This window comes from Halomonas cibimaris, assembly GCF_055379665.1.
The window spans coordinates 218,588-236,451 of record NZ_AP043828.1 but is presented as its reverse complement, the minus strand read 5'-3'; the positions used below and the strand labels follow the sequence as shown (position 1 = coordinate 236,451).

Here is a 17,864-nt window from a genome sequence, read left to right as displayed (position 1 = left end):
TGCTAGTTGTCGTTCTGCGCGTTTGCCTCGGGACGGTAGGCGGCCACGCTTACGGTACCGGTATCGCCGCTTTCCAGCGCGGCAATCATGGGCCTTGCCTGCTGCTGAAAAGCGACCAGCGAATCGCCGTGCAGGCGCGTATTTTCCGGCAGCTTGACCTTCATCGCATTAACCGGCGCGTTGTTGACGTGGACTTCATAGTGCAGGTGCGGGCCGGTGCTGCGCCCGGTATTGCCGGACAGCGCGATGCGCTCGCCCATTTCCACCCGCTGGCCCTTTTTCACCAGCGGCTTGGAAAGATGCAGATAGCGGGTGCGATAGCCGTTGTCGTGGCGAATGACGATATAGCGCCCGGCGGCGTAGTGCTTGACCACGCGCTCCACGCGCCCGCCGGCGGGCGCGGTCACCGGTGTGCCGATGGGCATGGCGAAGTCGGTGCCGTTATGCGGGCTGGTGCGGCCGGTGACGGGATGATGGCGGTTGGGGTTGAAGTTGGAGCTCAGCCGGTAGCTGCCCTCGAACGGGTAGCGGGCAAAGGCCGGGTCAAGGCTATGGCCGTCCGGCGTGTAAAAGCGGTTGTTATCGGCGTTGCGCACCAGCGTCAGGTCCATGCGCTGGCCCTGGTATTTCACCGCCAGCACGCGGGAGTCCAGGGGTTCATCGTCGATCATGTCGGATTCGACCAGCACCTGAAACGCGTCGCCCCGGCGGCTATCTCGGCGGAAGTCGAACTTTTTTTCCAATAGACGCGTAAGCTCGGTGACGGCACCGCTATCCAGCCCCGTGGCCTGGGCGGAGCGCGCAAAGCTGCCGCTGACGCTGCCGGCGTACAGGCGCTGAACGGGCTTGCCTTCGCGCTCGATGGCCGTAACTTCAAGATCTTCCTGCTGACGGGTGACAAGCACGCCGCTGCGCGTGTTTTTCATCATTTTAAGCGTCAACAGCCTGCCGTTTTCATCGACCCGGTAGTCAAAGCGCTGTCCGGCGCGCCAGCGGGTGAGCATCTCGGCGTCGGGCAGCTTGTCCAACAGCGTAAGCACTTCGCTGTAGCCCAGGCCCAGCTTGTTCTGGGCCATCACGGCAAAGGTCTCGCCGGCGTTGACGATATGGGTTTGCCACCGGGGCACGTAGGGCTTTTGCGCTTCAAGCTCCAGCGGCAGAAAGGACACCTCGTCGAAGCGGTCGATGCCGTAGTCTTCATAGGACGTGGCATCGGCCACCGGAGTGGCTTCTGGCTCGCTGACCGTCATGTTGCCGGCCAGCGTGCCGATCACCACCGCCATGTGCTGCGCGCCTTCGTCAAGCGCTGCCGTGTCTGCCGGGGCGAGGCGTTCGGTGGGCGTTGCACGGGGCGTTTCGACCGCGTCGGCCGATGCCGTCTGTACCACGTCCAGGTCGATGACTTCCGTTGCCTTGAGCTTGTCCAGGGGCAGGCCGCGCAGCGAGAAAGCGCCCTGGCCGGCATCCAGCAGGCGGGAGGCCTCGCCGATGGCCGTGGCAATGGGCGTTTTTTCACGCTGAGCGTCGGCGTCGGCCAGCGCCGGCAGGCCGGGTGCGCTATCGTCAGCCAGCGGGACCAGCACGCTGTCGGCCGGCATAGCCGGCTGGCTGTATTGATGATAGGTCGTGAGTAACTTGTGCCCGCCCAGCACGGTGACCATGGTCGCCACCGGTAACAGTAAAAATTTGTGTGTGCGGGGCAGCGAATGAAGGATTCGCAACATGGGGAAAAGGCCGCCAGATAATGTCAGAAAAAGTATATAAAGCAGTAAACTCGGGAACTTTAACGCATGCGCGGTGGGGTGCCTAGACTGTACGTTCGTACACAGAGGCGATATTTAATACAATAATATTAAGCTACCTGCTTCATTGAGGGGGAAAATTGGACATTCTGCTGCCCGGCGATTTTGCGTTATCGTCAAAACGGCTACGCATGAGATGAGCCACCGTTTTGTTGGCATGCCCGGCGCGTTACGGGCAGACTGCGCAGCGGCCGCCGCGGTGCGGCCGTCTCGTCAGCGCCGTGTTTTTTGAGGAAATGTCATGTCGCGCGTCACTCTTGCCCAGTGGCAGATGCTGGTTGCCGTGGTCGATCATGGCGGCTTTGCCCGGGCAGCCCAGGCCGTTCACAAAAGCCCTTCTACGCTGAACCATGCGGTGCACAAGCTAGAGGAGCAGCTTGGCGTCAAGGTGCTTGAGCCGGTGGGGCGCCAGGTTTGTCTGACCGACGCCGGTAAGCTGCTGCTGCGCCGGGCACGCCAGCTGATCGAGCACGCCACGGCCCTTGAGGACGTGGCTCAGCGGCTCTCGTCGGGCCTGGAGGCCGAGGTGGTCGTGTCGATCGACCAGATTTTTCCCGAAGCGGCACAGGCAAGCGCGCTGGAAACGTTTGCCTGCTGCTATCCGCAGGTGCGCGTGCAGCTTTATGAAAGCGTGCTCAACGGCGGCATTGAGATGCTGGAGGAAAGCCGGGCCGATCTGGTGGTAACGGGGCTGCAAGCCCGGGATGTGCTGGGCGAGCCGCTGGGCAGCGTGCGCTTTATTGCCGTGGCCCACCCGGGGCATGCGCTGCACCGGCTCGGGCGCCGGCTGGATTTGCGCGATCTGGCACACTACCGCCAGCTGGTGGTGCGCGATTCCGCGTTGAAACAGGCCACCAGCGCCGGCTGGCTAAAGGCGGAAGGGCGCTGGACGGTAGGGCACCTGAGCACCTCGCTGGATATGGTCCGGCGCGGGCTGGGATTTGCCTGGCTGCCGGAAACCCGAATCGCCGCGGCACTCTGTGAAGGCTCGCTGAAAGCGCTGCCGTTAACCGCCGGCGGCGTGCGCCACGTGCCCATGCAGCTTTACTTCACTGATCGCGATCGCGCCGGCCCGGCCACCCGGGCCATGGCGCAGGCGCTGCGCCAGGCGGTCGCACGTCTGGAAGAAACGCCGCCTGAGCACCTGCGCGAATAGCGGCGCGCCCAGCCCGGTTCATCAAGGCGCCGGCCGCGCCGATCGTCCGGCAGGGCGCGCTAGTTGGCGCTGTCCTCGGTCATGTCAGAGGTGGCCTGCCGGGTTTTTTGCCAAATCTCCCTGGCGCTTTTCTGGGTGGTTTGCCAGGCGCTTTCGGCGCCTTGCTGGGTCGTTTGCCAAGCGCTCTTGGCGTTGGCCTTGGCCTGTTGCCACCAGTCGCGGCTATAGGCCGGGAACTGCTCCATTTCTTCGGAGGTGGCGTTGATCATGACCCGGTGTTCGGTACGGTTGACGTCGTCGTCTTCTTTGTCGGCGTAGGTCTGCAGGGAAAAATAGGGCGTGGCCACGACCAGCTCGCGGCCGCCAAGCCCGAGAATGTCGCCGCTTTCCACCACCAGGCCGGATACCTTCATCTGCTCGTCGAGCAGAATATCCTCGACTTCGCCGATCGGCTTATCCGAGCCGTTCACGATATAGACATCAGCCTCCATGATGCTGTCGGCGGAATAGATGCCCTGGGGGTCGGCGTTTGCGTTCGGCCGGGTGCTTTGTGCCTGTGTGCCCAAAGAAATGCTGAGCACGCAAAGGCCAAGTGAGGTCATCAGAATATGTTGGCGCATGGCGTGATTCCTTGTTGGTGAGTTCGGCTCCGGCGGTGCTGCCGGTAGGGCAGCAGCGCTTCGCTCGCTCCTTACACGCTAGACGGCCAGCGCAAGACTGCAAAGTCGCAAATAGATAAAAACGATGAAAGCGGCAGCGCTATTGCAGGCGCGTCGGTAAAAAGCTGGCGTGGCACCGGCAGAGGTGATAGAGTGCGCGCTCCTCGCATGTGTTGACCCCTCCATCACGACGTAGCGCCGGCATTGACCGCCGAGCGTATGAGCAGCATCGGCCGTTGCGGATGCTGACTGATGTGAAGATGGCGCGCTTGGCCTTGGCCCTCAGCGGTAAGGCGAGCGCAGAAGGTCGCCACAGTGGCCGGCGCCGTATACACGCGCCGACCCTATGCCAGGTGCGACCGGCGTCTCAGACTCCTTGTTTTCAGCCGTTGTTGAGCTGTCAGCCGTTGCTGAAGCGGACCGCGTGAAACCGGCTCCTGTTACCTGCTAACGCCCGATGCGGCGGCAATGCCCGGCTTGGCCGGCATCGTTCAGGCCCGGAGTCAGAGACGCTTTTGATGATTTTTGCCGGCATGGCCGGCCTACCAAGGTGTGATTAATGACCTCGACTTCTGTCGCTTCGCCGAGTTTTGGCGATCTTGCCCTATTGCCCGCCGTTTTGTCCGCAGTAGAAAGCCAGGGCTATAAAGAGCCATCGCCGATTCAGGCAAAAACCATTCCCGCGCTGCTGGAAGGCCGCGATATGCTGGGCCAGGCTCAGACCGGCACGGGCAAAACGGCCGCCTTTGCACTGCCGCTGCTGTCTCGGCTGGAAATGGATCGGCGCGAGCCCCAGGTGCTGGTGCTGGCCCCCACGCGCGAGCTGGCTCAGCAGGTGGCCGTATCGTTTGGCAAGTACGGCCAGAACATCAAGGGGCTGGAAGTGGCGACCCTGTGCGGCGGTCAGGAATACCGCGAGCAGCTTTCCGCGCTGCGCCGCGGTGCCCAGGTTGTGGTGGGCACGCCGGGCCGGGTGATTGATCATCTGGATCGCGGCAGCCTAAAGCTTGACGGTCTGTCCGCGCTGGTGCTGGACGAAGCCGACGAAATGCTGCGCATGGGCTTTATCGACGACGTCAAGCGCGTGGTGGCCGACACGCCCCAAAACGCCCAGCGGGTGTTTTTCTCGGCGACGCTGCCGACCGAAATCGAGCGTATCGTCAACCGCTATCTGGTGGAGCCGGTCAAGGTCACCATCGAGTCGCGCACTACCACAGCGGACAACATCGAGCAGCGCGTGGTCCGCGTGGACGGCGGCGCCAAGCTGGAAGCGCTGTCGCGGATTCTGGAAGTCGAGCCGGTGGATGCCGCCATCGTCTTTGTGCGCACCCGTGCGGCCTGCACCACCCTTGTCGAGCAGCTGACCGCCCGCGGCGTCAACGCCGCCGGCCTGTCGGGCGATCTCGACCAGAGCCTGCGCGAGCGCACCATTACGCGGCTCAAGCGCAGCAAGGTCGACGTGCTGATCGCCACCGACGTGGCCGCCCGCGGCCTGGACGTGCCGCGCATCACCCACGTGATCAACTACGATCTGCCCCAGGACAGCGAAGCCTACACCCACCGCATCGGGCGTACCGGCCGGGCCGGGCGCAGCGGCATCGCGATCACCTTTGCCGGCTTCCGCGAAGGCCGCAAGGTTGGCTGGATGGAGCAGGCCACCGGCCAGAAAATGACCGACATGGCGCTGCCCGACGAAGCGGCGATCCGTGCCCATCGGGACAACGTCTTCCATGAGCGCGTGGTGGCATCGCTGACCCAGGGCGCCGACGAGCAGCGAGCGCTGGTCGAGCGCCTGGTCGAGGAAGGCCATGATCCCGTCGAGCTGGCCTGCGCTTTTGCCCAGATGGCCCGCGCCGACGAAGCGCCGATCGGCCGGCTGCAGGCGCCGCGTAAAGAGCGCGCCCCGCGCGAAGGCCGTAACGCGAGCGGCCCGCGCCGGGATCGCGGCCCCAGCGAAGGCATGACCCGCTACCGCGTCTCCGTGGGTCACAAGGACGGCGTCAAGCCCGGCCAGCTGGTCGGTGCGCTGGCCAACGAAGGCGGCATCGAAGGGGCGCGCATCGGGCGTATCGATATCCGCAACGCCTTTTCCGTGGTCGAGCTGCCCAAGGGCCTGCCGGCATCGCTGCTGGCCAAGATGGCCCGGGCAAAAGTCTCCGGGCGCCCGCTGGAAATCAGCGAAGACCGGGGCGGTGCAGAACGCGCCCCGCGCCGCCGCCGGGACGGTGAGGCTCCGGTTCGCCGTCGCGAACATGCCTGAGCCACGGCGCTGAGCGAAACGCTGACACCCTCGTGCCTACGGCACGGGGGTGTTTCGCTATCAGGAGGTCCTTATGCCTTTGCTGCCCCCGCAGCCCCTGCACGACTGGCATCTGACGCCGGGCGAGGCCGTAGCGCTGCAAAAGCGCCTGGCGCCGCGCGTGGAGCGGTCAGACCGCATAGCGCCGGTGCGCCATATTGCCGGGGTGGATATCGGCTTTGAAGACAGCGGCGCTACCACCCGAGCCGCGGCGGTGGTGCTGAAATGGCGCGAAGCGGGGCCGCCGTTCGAGGTGATCGAGCAGGTGGTTTACCGCGAGCCTACGCGCATGCCCTACATCCCCGGGCTTTTATCGTTTCGCGAGACGCCGGCGGCGCTGGGGGCCTGTGCCCGGCTGGAAACCACCCCTGAGCTGGTGATGGTGGACGGCCAGGGGCTGGCTCACCCGCGCCGGCTGGGCGTGGCCTCGCACCTGGGGCTGTGGCTGGACGTGCCCACCGTCGGGGTGGCCAAGTCGCGGCTTTGCGGCCGCCACGCGGAGGTGGGTGAGACGCGCGGTGACAGCGTGTGGCTTGAAGACAAGGGCGAGCGGATCGGCACGGTGCTGCGCTCGCGCACCCGGGTCAAGCCGCTGTACGTCTCGCCCGGCCACCGGATCAGCCAGGCAGCGGCGCTTGAGTGGGTCAAGCGCTGCCTGTACCGCACCAAGCTGCCCGAGCCCACGCGGCAGGCAGACCGCCTGGCTAGCCGCCGCGATGGGCCCGGGCGGCGCTGACCAGCGCGCGAATCAAACGCTGCTGTGGGCGGTTGAAAATCAGCCATTCCGGATGCCACTGCACGCCCATAAGAAAGTCGTGTTCCCGGGACTCGATGCCCTGCACCAGCCCGTTGCGGTCCCGGGCGACGATATCCACGCCCCTGCCTGCGCGGTTGACCGCCTGGTGGTGCAGGCTGTTGACGCGGCACCAGCGCACGCCGAGAAGCCGGTGCAGGCGGCTGTTTTCGGTAATGTCTACGGTCTTGCGCGGCAGCACCGTGCGCCGGCGCTTGAGCCCTTCGTGGGTGGTATAGATGTCCGGGTCCAGGGTGCCGCCGAGGTGGACGTTGATCAGCTGAGCGCCCCGGCAGATGCCCAGCACCGGCGTGTTCCGGGGGATGAAGTGCTCCAGCAGCGCCAGCTCCAGCTCATCGCGCAGCGGGTCCACGCGCACGTCAAGCTGGAGCTCGGCGTCGTAGAGGTTGGCCTGGATATCATCGCCGCCGCCGATGATCAGCCCGTCCAGGCTTTCGGGGCGGGGGCGGTTCGGCGACAGGCGCAGCGGGCGGCCGCCGTGACGCCAGACGGCGAACCAGTCAAACCACCAGGCCAGGCGGCTTTTACGGTCGGAGGTGGTGATGCCGATAAGAGGACGTGACATACGGCTTGGGTTTTCCTGGTGGGTGGCGAATAAAGAAGTCGCGTATCGATCAGCGCGAGCGCCAGGGGCGCAGCAGCGCGTCAAGCCAGCGGCGATAAAACGGACGGCCGTGGTCGGCAACGTACGCGGCACTGCGCTGTGTCAGGGCCTGGCGGTCGGCGGCGAGTTTTTCCACTTCCACCCAGCGGTTCCACTCGGTGACCGCCCCCCACTCGGGCTCGGAGAGCTGCGCGTTGGGCAGCCGATAGTGAAACGTGGGCCGGGGCTTGGTAAGCCCGCTGTGCAGCAGCGCGTGGGGATGCTCGGGGCAGAGGTGGGCAAAAAGCGGCAGCATATCCAGCTCGCGGTTGCGCGTGGGGTTATCGTGCAGGTAGTCGTCGATAAGCTCGGTCATGTCAGGCCGGTAGTCGGCGGCAAGCACCTTCAGTGCGTAGTCCTTGGGGAAGGGGTTGGCGTGGGGCAGCACCTCGCGGGTGATGTCGACCTTGATTTCGTCGCGCAGCCAGGGGGCCAGCAGCATATAGGCCTGGAGCATGGCGCGGATGTCGTCGGCTTTTGGCGAGGCGATTTCCGGGTTGAGGTGCAGGCCAAAACCGTACAGCAGGCTGGCATCGGTGCCCTTGGCGCCGTGTTCGCGCAGGGCGTCAAACAGACGGTCCAGGCGCTCCAGCTCGTTCCAGGGCACCGGCGGGCAGATGATCTCGGTCGGCACAAGCCCTGTGACCATATCGCCGATCAGCTCTCGGGCCTTGGCGTGAAATTCGGCGCGCAGCTGATGCTGGTGGCGCGCCCATTCGCCGTCCAGTGCGGCGCCGTCATCGAGCACTTTCTGGTCAGGGTGGGCATACTGGGTGTCCAGCTCGATGACAAACTCGCCCCAGCAGGTGTTGCTTACCTGTAGCCGGTGGGGGCTCTCCGCGTTAAGCTCACCGCCGAAAAGCTCGCGTACAATCAGTGCGGTATCCCGGGGCGGCAGGCCGGCAAACTCGATTTCCACGCCGACACGGCGCATCTGGCCCTGGGGATTGCGGGGGGTGGGGGGCGCTTGCAGCGTCATCTCGCGTCCTGTGGAATTGATCAACGAGCGGCTAGACTATCATATCGGGCAGGACCCACACGTTCAGGAGAGCCACGTGCGACAGCACTTTCTTACGTTTAGCGCACTGATTCTGGCGCTTCTTACCGCGACTTTGATGTTGGCCTCGCCGGCTCAGGCCCAGGGCGTGTCGATTCCCGGGCTTAACCCGCAGGCCTCTCAGGAGCAAAAGCCCGATAGCGCATCGCTGCAAAAGTCGCTCGATGACATCATTGCCACGCTGGAAGACAGCCAGCAGCGCGAGCAGCTGCTCAAGTCCCTGCGCGATCTCAAAACCGCCGCCGATGCCTCGGTGGAGCAAAGCGGCGGCCGCCAGGGGCTGCTGGGGGCGCTTGCCGATACCCTCACCGACATTAACGAGCAGGCCCAGGAAGGCGGCTCACCCATTGAACAGTGGGAAGAGCAGCTGCGCGAAGGGGGAAACGAGCTGCGCGAGCTGCTCAACCGGCCCGGACGTGACGGCACGATTCGCGCCGTCGTTGACGGTGCGGTACTGGGCACGTTCTGGGCGGTGCTGCTGGTGGTGATGATTGCCGCGGGGCGATTGCTCGCCACGCGCCGGGGCTGGCCCCATGATCTGCCGCGAAACCCGCCCGGCAGGCTGATGGCGATCCACTTCTTTCGCCGCATGCTGCCCTGGACGCTGGCTTTCGCCGTGGTGTTCAGCCTGGGCCAGATCATGTCGCCAAGCCCGGGGCGTACCGTGGTGCTGGTGCTGGCGTATGTCTGCGTGTGCGGCCGGGCGCTGTCGGTGGTGTTTGAAACCGTGATTGCCTTTTTCAGCAGCGGCCACCGCTTTACCGCCGTGCGTCTGCTCCAGGAGCGTGCGCTGCGCGGGCTGTTTGTGATCGGCGCGCTGATCGCGCTGGGTGATGCGCTGATTTCCAGCCGACTGGTCGGCATGCTGGGCGAGGACTTTTCCAGCCTGGTCTCGGTGCTGGCCAACATGCTGGCAGCGCTGGTGGCGGCGCGCTTTATTATCAAATTCAAGCGCCCGATTCGTCATTTGATCTGTAATCGCCGCTATCGTCAGCGCCGGGACGCAGGTACCGCCATTGAGCTGAGCCGGGCGCTGGGCGGGCTTTGGCATATTCCGGCGCTGCTGCTGGTGGGCGGCTCGCTGCTGGCGATTTTCATCAGCGTGGGGGATGTGGGTACAGCGCTTGCGCGCTCGATTATCTCGGCGAGCCTGCTGGTGCTGACGCTGGTGGTGACCGGGCTTTTGCGCCGTCACGGCGAGCGGCGCCAAAAGCGCCGGCGTCCGCCGCGCTACCGGGAATATCGCCGCCGTCTGGCGCGGGTGGGCTTTGTGCTGGCACACATCTGTGCCTGGATGGTGTTTGCTGAGCTGTTCATGCAGGTGTGGGGCAGCTCGCTGTTCGGCATTGCCCGGGACGGCGTGGCCGGCGCGCGTATCGGCCAGGCCCTGGTAAGCCTGGGGGCTACGGTGCTGATTGCCTGGCTGGTGTGGATCTTTGCCGACACCGCCATTCAGCGGGCGCTGGTGTCCTCGGCGCGCTCCCAGGGCCGGCGGGTCAACCAGGCCCGGGCCCAGACCATCACGCCTATGATCCGCAACGTGATTTTTGTCACCATCCTGGTCATTGCCGGCATCGCCGGGCTGGCCAATCTGGGCGTTAACGTAACGCCGCTGCTGGCCGGTGCCGGTGTGATCGGTCTGGCCATCGGTTTTGGCGCCCAGACTCTGGTGCAGGACTTGATTACCGGGATTTTTATCCTGATCGAGGACTCATTGGCGGTAGGTGATTTCGTCGAGATCAACGGCCACATGGGCACCGTTGAAGGCTTGACGCTGCGCACCGTGCGCCTGCGCGACCTGGACGGCATTGTGCATATCATCACCTTTAGCCGTTTTGACTCCATTCACAACATGTCGCGCCAGTTCGGCATTGCGCTGATGAAGATTCGCATTCCATACACCATGCGCATCGACGACGCCATCACGCTGATGCAGGAAACCGCCCAAGAGCTGCGTAACAACCCCATGATGCGCCACTACATCTGGGCGCCGCTGGAAATGCAGGGCATTCACGCCTTTGAAGACGGCTGCCCGATTCTGCGCATGCGCTTTCGTACCGCGCCGGAAATGCAGTGGGACGTGGCCCGGGCGTTCAATCTGCTGCTGAAACAGCGTATGGAAGCCCAGCAGGTGGATCTGGGCGTGCCGCGCATCAGCTTGAGCATGGAAGCCAGCTCCGAGCGCTGGGATGACGAAAGCTCAAGCCGCGACGAAGTGACAGCGCTGGACGATACCGTGTCCAGCGAAGCGCCGGCCGGTGCCAGTGAGCAGGCGCCGGAGCAGACCCACCGGCCCACGCCGCCTCGCCCCGCGCCCAAGCCCACAAGGCAGGAGAAGGCCCGCGAACAGGCGCTATATCGCACCCAGCCGCAGACACAGGGCGAGCCCGCCGGCGAAACCCACGCAGGCAGCGGCGATGAGGGCGACGGCAGCTAGCCAGGGGCCGCCCAGGCGTTGCCAGCGGCTGTAGCGCACGGCGGCCTGGCGTACCCGCCGGCGCAGTGCTTGGTGCTGGTCAACGGCCTCGCCCGGTGAGCGGGCAAAATCATGGGCGATACTTCCCTGCCAGTGGGCGCCGTGGCAAAGGCCCAGGCGTGCGCGCAGCCGGCCGATATCGGCGAGCGTGGCGTGCAGCGCGTCATACTCCTGGCGATGTTCAGCCACCGTCAGTACGGCGCTGGCGTCTTTTTGCAGGGCCCGGTTGGAGCAGGCCTCCAGCGCCTGGCGAATCTGGGTGTCGGTGGCGTCCGGCGGCAGGGACAGGCGCTGATACAAATCTCGCATGGGCGGGCTCCGTGTCGGTGTTGATGGCGCCAGGCAGCGTGCGGCAACGCGGTCAGGCGCCGTGTCAGGCAGGCGTGCGCTGCATAAGGTAATCATAGGCCTTTTTGATGCGCTGAAAACGCTGCGACGCCCGGGCTGTGGCCTGCTCGCTTTCGGCAAAAAAACGGTCGGGATGATGCAGCTGGGCCATGCGCCGATAGGCACGGCGAATATCGCGCCGGCTGGCCCCCGGGTCCAGTCCGAGAATCGCCAGTGCTTGCAGGGTGCGATCCGGCGCCGCGGCGGACGCGCGGCCGTGCCGTTCGCGCCGTTCGCGCTCTTTTTGCTGATGCTGGCGGGCCTGTTCCTGCTCCTGCTCCTGCTCGCGCTGCTGCTGCGCGCGGGCCTGTTCGGCGTCTCGCTCGGCCTGGCGCCGGTAGTAGGCGGTGTTGCGCGCGCGCCAGTAGGCCTCGCGGCTGGGGTCGTCCGGGGGTGGCAGGGCGCTGCCGGTGAGCGCCTGGAAAAGCGTTTCCAGCATGGCCGGCGGGATGCCAAGCAGGTCGGCCAGAAAGCGAAGAATGTAGTGGTTGGCAGGCGACAGGCGGCCGTTTTCCACGGCCAGTGCGATGGCCTTTTGAATGATGCCGTGCCCCTGCTCGGCGCTACATTGGCGGTGCAGCACCTCGGCGGCGAGCTGTACGGCGTGGGTGTCGCGCTGGCCGGCAATGCGCAAAAGCGGGGCCAGATCATGCCCGTGGGCAAGCCCTTCAGCCTTTCGCGCCAGCCGCCAATAGCGCTGATGCGGGGTGAGCGTGGTGCAGTGATCAAGCACCCAGGCCAGCAGCAAAAGCGTTGCCGTATCCGCTTGTTGGTGGCTTTGTAGCAGCACCAGCTCAAAGGTTGAAAAGCGGGCAATCGGCATTCCCTGGCTCCCGGCGATCATTGGCCAAAACCGTAGTCAAGACCGTAGGCAAGGCAGTAGATAAAACAGTAGGCAAGACGCGAATAGTCGGCAATGGTGGCGTGACCGGCGGCGGATGGCAAGTCTGCCGAGCGGCGGATGGCCCGCCGATAACCGACAAGCCCGCTAACCCACAAGAGAGGCCCAAGTGGTTCACGTAGAGCGTAAAGACAGCTTTCAACTGCGTTTGTCGCGGTATCTGAAAGAAGAAACGTCCCACACGCTTGACGTGTATCTGTTTGTGCCCGGCGAGCTGGGGCTTAGTACGCGGCTGATCGCCGAGGAAGTGTTTTATCACAGCGCCATTCATACCGCGCGCACCTATTACAGCGACGAGCACCATCTGCCGCTGGTGCATAGCCGGCTTGCCAGTCGTAACCGCCTGGACAGCGCCTCCTACCGTTTGAGCCTTAGCCTTTATGCCTACCAGTACGTAGAGGCGCTGGAGCGCACCACGCGCACGCTGCTGGACAGCGCGCGCAAGCTTAAGCAGGCGTCGACGGCCGAGGAAGACGCGCCGACCAAAGCGCCCAGCACAGAGGCGTTTGCCCAGTCGCTGCGTGAAATGCAGGCGCTAAGCGACGGTATTCTCAAGCGGCTGCGGCGTAACCGCCCCAAAGACGAGCGGCTGTATAAATACTTTGCCAATATCGATAATTACGTGTCGTGGTTTACCGAACAGCAGCTTTTAGCGCTGGTCGCCCACATGCCGCGCCGCGCGGCGCTTACGTCGCTGAAGCGCGAGCTGATTGCCATCTGCGAAAGTGAAAGCGACTACCGCCGGGCCCAGCAGTATAACGCCGAGCGGGTAAGGCAGGACGCGACGCGGATGTCGAACAAGATGCGCCTGCTGCGCCGGCTGATCGAGCATCCGATTACGCTAAGGCAGCGCACCCGAGAGCTTGGCAGCGGCGAGCAAAAGGCGGTCAAGGCGCTGGCAACGGCGGTCGCCATGGCGTTTGTATCGTTTGGCGTGCTGCAGGTGCGCGATCAGCTGGGTGATATTACCGTTTTATTCATCCTGGCAATGGCGGTGCTGTATGCCATGCGCGAGGTGTTCAAAGACGACTTGCGCAATACGCTGTGGCACTGGCTGCGCAAGGGGCGGCCCAAGTGGCGGCGGGAGTATCGCGACGCTACGCGCAACGAGCCGGTCGGGCGCCAGCTGGAATGGTTTGATTACAAGCGCTATGCCGCGCTGGATAGCGACGTGCGCGATATGCGCCGGCGCAAGGTGACTCAGCGTGAAGAAATGGTGCTGCACTACCGTTCCCGCTCGCGGATGTCGCCGACGCGCTTTTTAAGCGGCTACCGCCATACCCGGGAAACCCTGACGCTGGACATGTCGCTGCTGACCCAGCTGATGAGCCGCAGCGCCCATCACATATATCGGCTTAAAAACGGCCAGGCCGTGCGCGAGCGGGTGGAGCGCCGTCATCTGTTCAATCTGGTGGTGCGGCAAACGGAAAACCACGGCCGCGCGCGTCTGGCGCGCTGGAAGGTCGTGGTCAGCCGGTCAGGCATCGTCGATGTGGAAAAGGTGGCTGACAGTGACGATGCCTGAGCGGGTCGGTCAAAGCCGGGGAGCTATTCCTTGAGGGCGTCCAGCGCGCGTTCCAGATGGCGTACGCTGCGCTCGGGGTGGTGCAGTTTGTCCAGCCCGAACAGGCCAATGCGGAAGGTCTGGAAATGTTCGCCTTCGTCGCAGGCCAGTGCCACGCCGCCGGCGACCTGTACGCCCTGCTCGGCGAGCTTGGCCGGCAGGCCCGGGTCTTCGGTATAGCACACCACCACGCCCGGCGCATCGAAACCGTCGGCGGCCACGCTGATAAAGCCGTGGCGCTTGAGCATGGCGCGAACCGCCTCGCCGACCACCTGCTGTTCTTGCTTGACGCGGGCAAAGCCGTAGTCGCGAGTCTCGAACATGATATCGCGCAGGGTCTGCAGCGCATCGGTGGGCAGGGTCGCGTGGTAGGCGTGGCCGCCGTTTTCGTACGCCTGCATGATGCCGTGCCACCGGGCGAGATCGCAGGCAAAGCTTGTGCTCCGGGTCTCGGCCAGGCGCTTTTCGGCGCGCTCGGAGAGCATCACCATGGCACAGCAGGGCGAGCCGCTCCAGCCTTTCTGCGGCGCGGTGACCACCACGTCGATGCCCAGATCGGCCATGTCGACCCAGAGGGTGCCGGCGGCAATGGCGTCGAGCACGAACAGGCCGCCGACTTCGCGGGTGGCCTTGGCCACCGTGCGCAGGTAGTCGTCGGGCAGCTGCATGCCGGCGGAGGTTTCCACCTGAGGCACAAAGACCACGGCGGGTTTTTCCGCGCGGATGCGTGCGGCGGCTTCGTCAGCGGGTACGGGCAGAAACGGCGAGCGCTCGTCGCCGGGAACCTGACGGCGGGCCTTGAGTACGGTGTGCTGCTCGGTCAGCCGGCCCTGCTCGATGATCTGGGTCCAGCGGTAGCTGAACCAGCCGTTGCGGATCACCAAAACGGACTGATCGGTAGCGAACTGGCGGGCGACGGCTTCCATGCCGAACGTGCCGCTACCCGGCACAATCGCTGTGGCGTGGGCGCAGTAGACGTCTTTCAGCGTGGCGGAAATGTCGCGCATGACGCCTTGAAAACGTTGCGACATGTGATTCAGCGCGCGGTCGGTATAGACCACGGAATATTCCAGCAGTCCTTCCGGGTCGATGTTGGGCAGCAGGCCGGCCATGATGCTCTCCTGAGTGGCTGCGCGCCGGCGAACGGCGCGCTGGATAAGGGATAATGCAAGAATACGAGCAATGCCGCCCCGGGAAAAGAGAGACCGGGGCGTAGATGCCGTCAGGCGATGTCGGAAGCGCCTGCCAGCGTGGATACCAGATGAGGCAGCAGCGTCGTGGCGCCCAGGCGGAAATGGCGCGGGGTCATCCATGCCGGCCCCATGATGTCGCTTGCCAGCGTGAGGTAGACGGCGGCGTCTTCGGCGGTATGGATGCCCCCGGCGGCCTTGAAGCCCACGTCCTGCCCGCTGTTCTTGATGGCGTTGAGCATAACGGTTGCGGCCTCGGGCGTGGCGCCCACGCCGGCTGTGCCGGTGGCGGTCTTGAGAAAGTCGGCGCCGCCTTCAATGGCAAGCTCGCAGGCGCGCTTGATCAGCGCCGGGTCTTTGAGCTCGCCGGTTTCAAGGATGACTTTCAAAAGCGCCTGGCCGCCGCACGCTGCCTGGCACATTTCGACAAACTCCAGGCAGGTCTCTTCGTCGCCGTCGAGCAGGGCGCGCCAGGGCAGCACCACGTCGACTTCGTCTGCGCCTGAGGCCACCGCTTCGCGGGTTTGTCGCGCCGCGGCCATGATGTCGTCGTTGCCGTGGGGAAAGTTGGCGACCGCGGCGATCTTGACCTCGCCGTTGAGCTTGTGGGCGGTCAGCACGCGCCGCGCGGCCACCACAAACTGAGGATACACGCACACCGCGGCCGGGTGGCCGAAAGGCGTTTTGGCCTGCTGGCACAGCGACTCGATATCGGCGTCGCTATCCGCCGCCGCAAGGCGGGTCACGTCCAGCAGCGCCAGCGCCTGGCGCGCGGCTTGAAGCAAGTTGATCGAAGCAGGCATGGGAGTCTCACTGGTTGATGTTAGGTAGCAGACGGCGGGCTATTCGGCGCGATCAAGCCCCATCTGCCAGAAATCGATTTCCAGACGCGTGGCGTCGTTGAAGATGGTGGTAAGCTCGGCAAAGCGCGCCGGGGATACTTCGCTCAGGCGTTCGTTGAGCCAGGCAACCTCGGCCTGCATGGCCTGCTGGAACTCGTCGCTTTCGTACATGGCGATCCAGGCGTCAAAGGGGTTGTCGGCCCCGCGCCGGGTGAAAGGCTGGGCGTTGAGCCAGTTGGCGATCTCACCGTAGCCGACCAGGCAGGGCGAAAGCGCTACGTGCAGGTCGAGCAGATCACCGCGGCTGCCGGTATCCAGCACGTAGCGGGTGTAGGCCAGGGTGGCGCGGGCTTCGGGCAGCGCGGCCAGTTCCTGCTCGCTGACGCCCCACTGGCGGCAGTAGTCGATATGCAGACCCAGTTCGATATCGATGATCGCCTTCATGCCCTCCAGCGCCTGGCGCAAATCGGCAAGGGTGGGGCTTTTGTATGCGGCCAGCGCATAGGCGCGGCCGAAATGAATCAAAAACAGATAGTCCTGCTTTAAATAGTGGCGAAAAGCGCCGTCTTCCAGCGTGCCCGCACCCAGCTGGCGGACGAAATCATGCTCGATGTAGGCGCGCCAGTTACGCGGGCAGGCGCGGGTCAAATCGCTGAACTGATACCCCATGTGTTGCAGTCTCCCTGTCTATTCATCTGTGCCGGGCAGCGGCCCGGGGCGGCGCGCCCAGCTTACCAGAGCCAGCTGCCCGGGCGTGCCGGCGGCAGGCCCCGGCGCACGGCGATAAACCCGGTGATGCAGCGCACGACCAGCCATACCGCCAAAAGCGGCCACAGGATGGCACCCAGTGCAAAGACGCTCAAGGCGAAGACGGCACAGAAATACAGCGTGCCGATCCAGAACGTGCGGATCAGGTAGCGATAGTGGGCCTGAAGCCAGGGGGCGGCGCCCTTGCGGTAGACGTAGGCGATGATTACGCCGATCAGCAGCGTCACGTTGGCCGTCACGATGCCGCCGAGAAACAGGGCGTAGACGATTTGCGGCGTACGCGTGTTCACGTATGGGGTATCGAGGTTGGTCATGCGGGCGGTCTCACATGCAGAAGGTCTCAAATAGACGGCAGCGCGTCGGCTGCGCTATGGCGTCAATACAGCTGGAAATCACGGTAGTCGGCGCGTCCCTGCTGCTCTTCGATGACTTTGCGGTAGCGCTTGTATTCCCATTGATACTGCGCCGGGTCAAGGCGGATGGCGGCTTCCACGCAGGCGTTGACGCCGGTGGCGGAGGTGACGTCGTCGGTGCTGTAGACGCGTACGTCGGCGTCAAGAAAATGGATGGCAAACCCCTTGCCGGGTACGCGCCGGGCCACGCCGGTCACCACGCGCGCCTGAGTGCGGGCGACCAGCCTGGGCAGCAGCGTAGCGGTGTAGGCATCGCGGTGGAAAAACGGCGCAAACACGCCGCTGCCCCAGCCGGGTTCCTGGTCGGGCAGAATGCCCACGGCTTCGTGGCGTTTGAGCGCTTTGAGCAGTGCGGCTACCCCGCGGGCGTTGGTGGGCACAAGCGCGGCGCCCTGGCGCTGCCGGCCGTGGCGGATGATCGGGTCCAGCGCGGTCATTTTGGGCGGCTCATACATGGCGGTGAACGGGAAGTGGCTCGACAGCCAGAAGTTGAGCACCTCCCAGTTGCCGAAATGCGGGGCGAGCACGATCACGCCGCGGCCGTCACGTCGAGCGTCGTCGAGCTTTTCGCGGCCGTGCACGGCGATGATGCCGGCGGCTACGCGCGCTGGCGGTGCCATCCAGGCGTGCCCCAGCTCCAGCATGGTGGCGGCGGAGTGGCGCAGGCTGCGCCGGGTCAGCGCGCGGCGCTCCCGGGCAGCAAGCGCGGGGTAGACGACGGCCAGATTGCGCCGGGTTACCTCGCGTTCGCGCCGGCTGAAGCGGTAGACCAGCGCACCGGCCAGGCGTGCCAGGCGCCACAGGCGAGCGAGCGGCCAGCCGGCCAGCCGCTGCCACAGCCAGGCAACGGCGCCGGCGCGGGTACGGCGTGGCGGAAAAGAGGGATAAGGCAT

At 64.9% G+C, this 17,864-nt stretch carries 16 protein-coding genes; 5 read left to right on the top strand and 11 right to left on the bottom strand.

The window, feature by feature from the left end; all coding sequences use genetic code 11:
* Positions 1-2: 2 nt before the first annotated feature.
* Positions 3-1,724, bottom strand: a complete 1,722-nt coding sequence (locus tag ACZ415_RS01130; RefSeq protein ID WP_344702650.1) for a peptidoglycan DD-metalloendopeptidase family protein — start codon at positions 1,722-1,724, stop codon at positions 3-5.
* A gap of 319 nt (positions 1,725-2,043) precedes the next feature.
* On the opposite strand from ACZ415_RS01130, the gene ACZ415_RS01125 reads away from it, so the two are divergent.
* Positions 2,044-2,958: a LysR family transcriptional regulator gene (locus ACZ415_RS01125; protein ID WP_344702652.1), complete on the top strand. Its 915-nt coding sequence runs from the start codon at positions 2,044-2,046 to the stop codon at positions 2,956-2,958.
* Positions 2,959-3,017: 59 nt separating this feature from the next.
* On the opposite strand, the gene ACZ415_RS01120 is transcribed toward ACZ415_RS01125, so the two are convergent.
* On the bottom strand, positions 3,018-3,578 hold the full coding sequence (locus tag ACZ415_RS01120; protein ID WP_344702654.1) for a PRC-barrel domain-containing protein: 561 nt from the start codon (positions 3,576-3,578) through the stop codon (positions 3,018-3,020).
* 598 nt (positions 3,579-4,176) lie between these two features.
* Here ACZ415_RS01120 and ACZ415_RS01115 point away from each other — a divergent pair.
* A complete protein-coding gene (locus ACZ415_RS01115) occupies positions 4,177-5,877 on the top strand; it encodes a DEAD/DEAH box helicase (RefSeq protein WP_344702657.1) in 1,701 nt (566 codons plus the stop codon).
* A gap of 73 nt (positions 5,878-5,950) precedes the next feature.
* A complete protein-coding gene (gene nfi, locus ACZ415_RS01110; protein WP_344702659.1) occupies positions 5,951-6,652 on the top strand; it encodes a deoxyribonuclease V in 702 nt (233 codons plus the stop codon).
* Here nfi and ACZ415_RS01105 read toward each other — a convergent pair.
* Positions 6,621-7,295 (bottom strand): gamma-glutamyl-gamma-aminobutyrate hydrolase family protein, encoded by a 675-nt coding sequence (locus tag ACZ415_RS01105; protein WP_344702661.1) that lies wholly within the window; start codon positions 7,293-7,295, stop codon positions 6,621-6,623. The two genes, nfi and ACZ415_RS01105, sit on opposite strands and share 32 nt — an antisense overlap.
* 49 nt (positions 7,296-7,344) lie before the next feature.
* Positions 7,345-8,352 (bottom strand): amidoligase family protein, encoded by a 1,008-nt coding sequence (locus ACZ415_RS01100; protein WP_344702663.1) that lies wholly within the window; start codon positions 8,350-8,352, stop codon positions 7,345-7,347.
* A gap of 76 nt (positions 8,353-8,428) precedes the next feature.
* Between ACZ415_RS01100 and ACZ415_RS01095 the strand changes: the two genes are divergently transcribed.
* Complete coding sequence (locus ACZ415_RS01095; RefSeq protein WP_425552715.1) at positions 8,429-10,867, top strand: mechanosensitive ion channel family protein; 2,439 nt, start codon at positions 8,429-8,431, stop codon at positions 10,865-10,867.
* On the opposite strand, the gene ACZ415_RS01090 is transcribed toward ACZ415_RS01095, so the two are convergent.
* Both ACZ415_RS01090 and ACZ415_RS01085 read right to left on the bottom strand, forming a co-directional pair.
* Positions 10,784-11,215: a hypothetical protein gene (locus ACZ415_RS01090; RefSeq protein WP_344702665.1), complete on the bottom strand. Its 432-nt coding sequence runs from the start codon at positions 11,213-11,215 to the stop codon at positions 10,784-10,786. The two genes, ACZ415_RS01095 and ACZ415_RS01090, sit on opposite strands and share 84 nt — an antisense overlap.
* A 64-nt stretch (positions 11,216-11,279) precedes the next feature.
* A complete protein-coding gene (locus ACZ415_RS01085; protein WP_344702667.1) occupies positions 11,280-12,116 on the bottom strand; it encodes a J domain-containing protein in 837 nt (278 codons plus the stop codon).
* A gap of 187 nt (positions 12,117-12,303) precedes the next feature.
* On the opposite strand from ACZ415_RS01085, the gene ACZ415_RS01080 reads away from it, so the two are divergent.
* A complete protein-coding gene (locus tag ACZ415_RS01080; protein WP_344702669.1) occupies positions 12,304-13,719 on the top strand; it encodes a hypothetical protein in 1,416 nt (471 codons plus the stop codon).
* 23 nt (positions 13,720-13,742) lie between these two features.
* Here the strand turns inward: ACZ415_RS01080 and ACZ415_RS01075 are convergent, their stop codons facing one another.
* The 5 genes from ACZ415_RS01075 to ACZ415_RS01055 all read right to left on the bottom strand — a co-directional run bounded on the left by ACZ415_RS01075 (position 13,743) and on the right by ACZ415_RS01055 (position 17,864).
* Positions 13,743-14,870 carry an aminotransferase class V-fold PLP-dependent enzyme gene (locus ACZ415_RS01075; protein ID WP_344702671.1) on the bottom strand — a complete coding sequence of 376 codons (1,128 nt, stop codon included), beginning with the start codon at positions 14,868-14,870 and terminating at the stop codon, positions 13,743-13,745.
* Between the two features lie 110 nt (positions 14,871-14,980).
* The gene (gene deoC / locus ACZ415_RS01070) at positions 14,981-15,751 is read right to left on the bottom strand and encodes a deoxyribose-phosphate aldolase (RefSeq protein WP_344702673.1); all 771 of its coding nucleotides are present in this window, start codon (positions 15,749-15,751) and stop codon (positions 14,981-14,983) included.
* A 39-nt stretch (positions 15,752-15,790) separates the two neighbouring features.
* Positions 15,791-16,459, bottom strand: coding sequence for a thiaminase II (gene tenA / locus ACZ415_RS01065; protein WP_344702675.1), 669 nt, complete (start codon positions 16,457-16,459; stop codon positions 15,791-15,793).
* A gap of 62 nt (positions 16,460-16,521) precedes the next feature.
* Positions 16,522-16,872: a DUF4870 family protein gene (locus ACZ415_RS01060; protein WP_344702677.1), complete on the bottom strand. Its 351-nt coding sequence runs from the start codon at positions 16,870-16,872 to the stop codon at positions 16,522-16,524.
* Between the two features lie 62 nt (positions 16,873-16,934).
* Positions 16,935-17,864, bottom strand: a complete 930-nt coding sequence (locus tag ACZ415_RS01055; protein ID WP_344702679.1) for a lysophospholipid acyltransferase family protein — start codon at positions 17,862-17,864, stop codon at positions 16,935-16,937.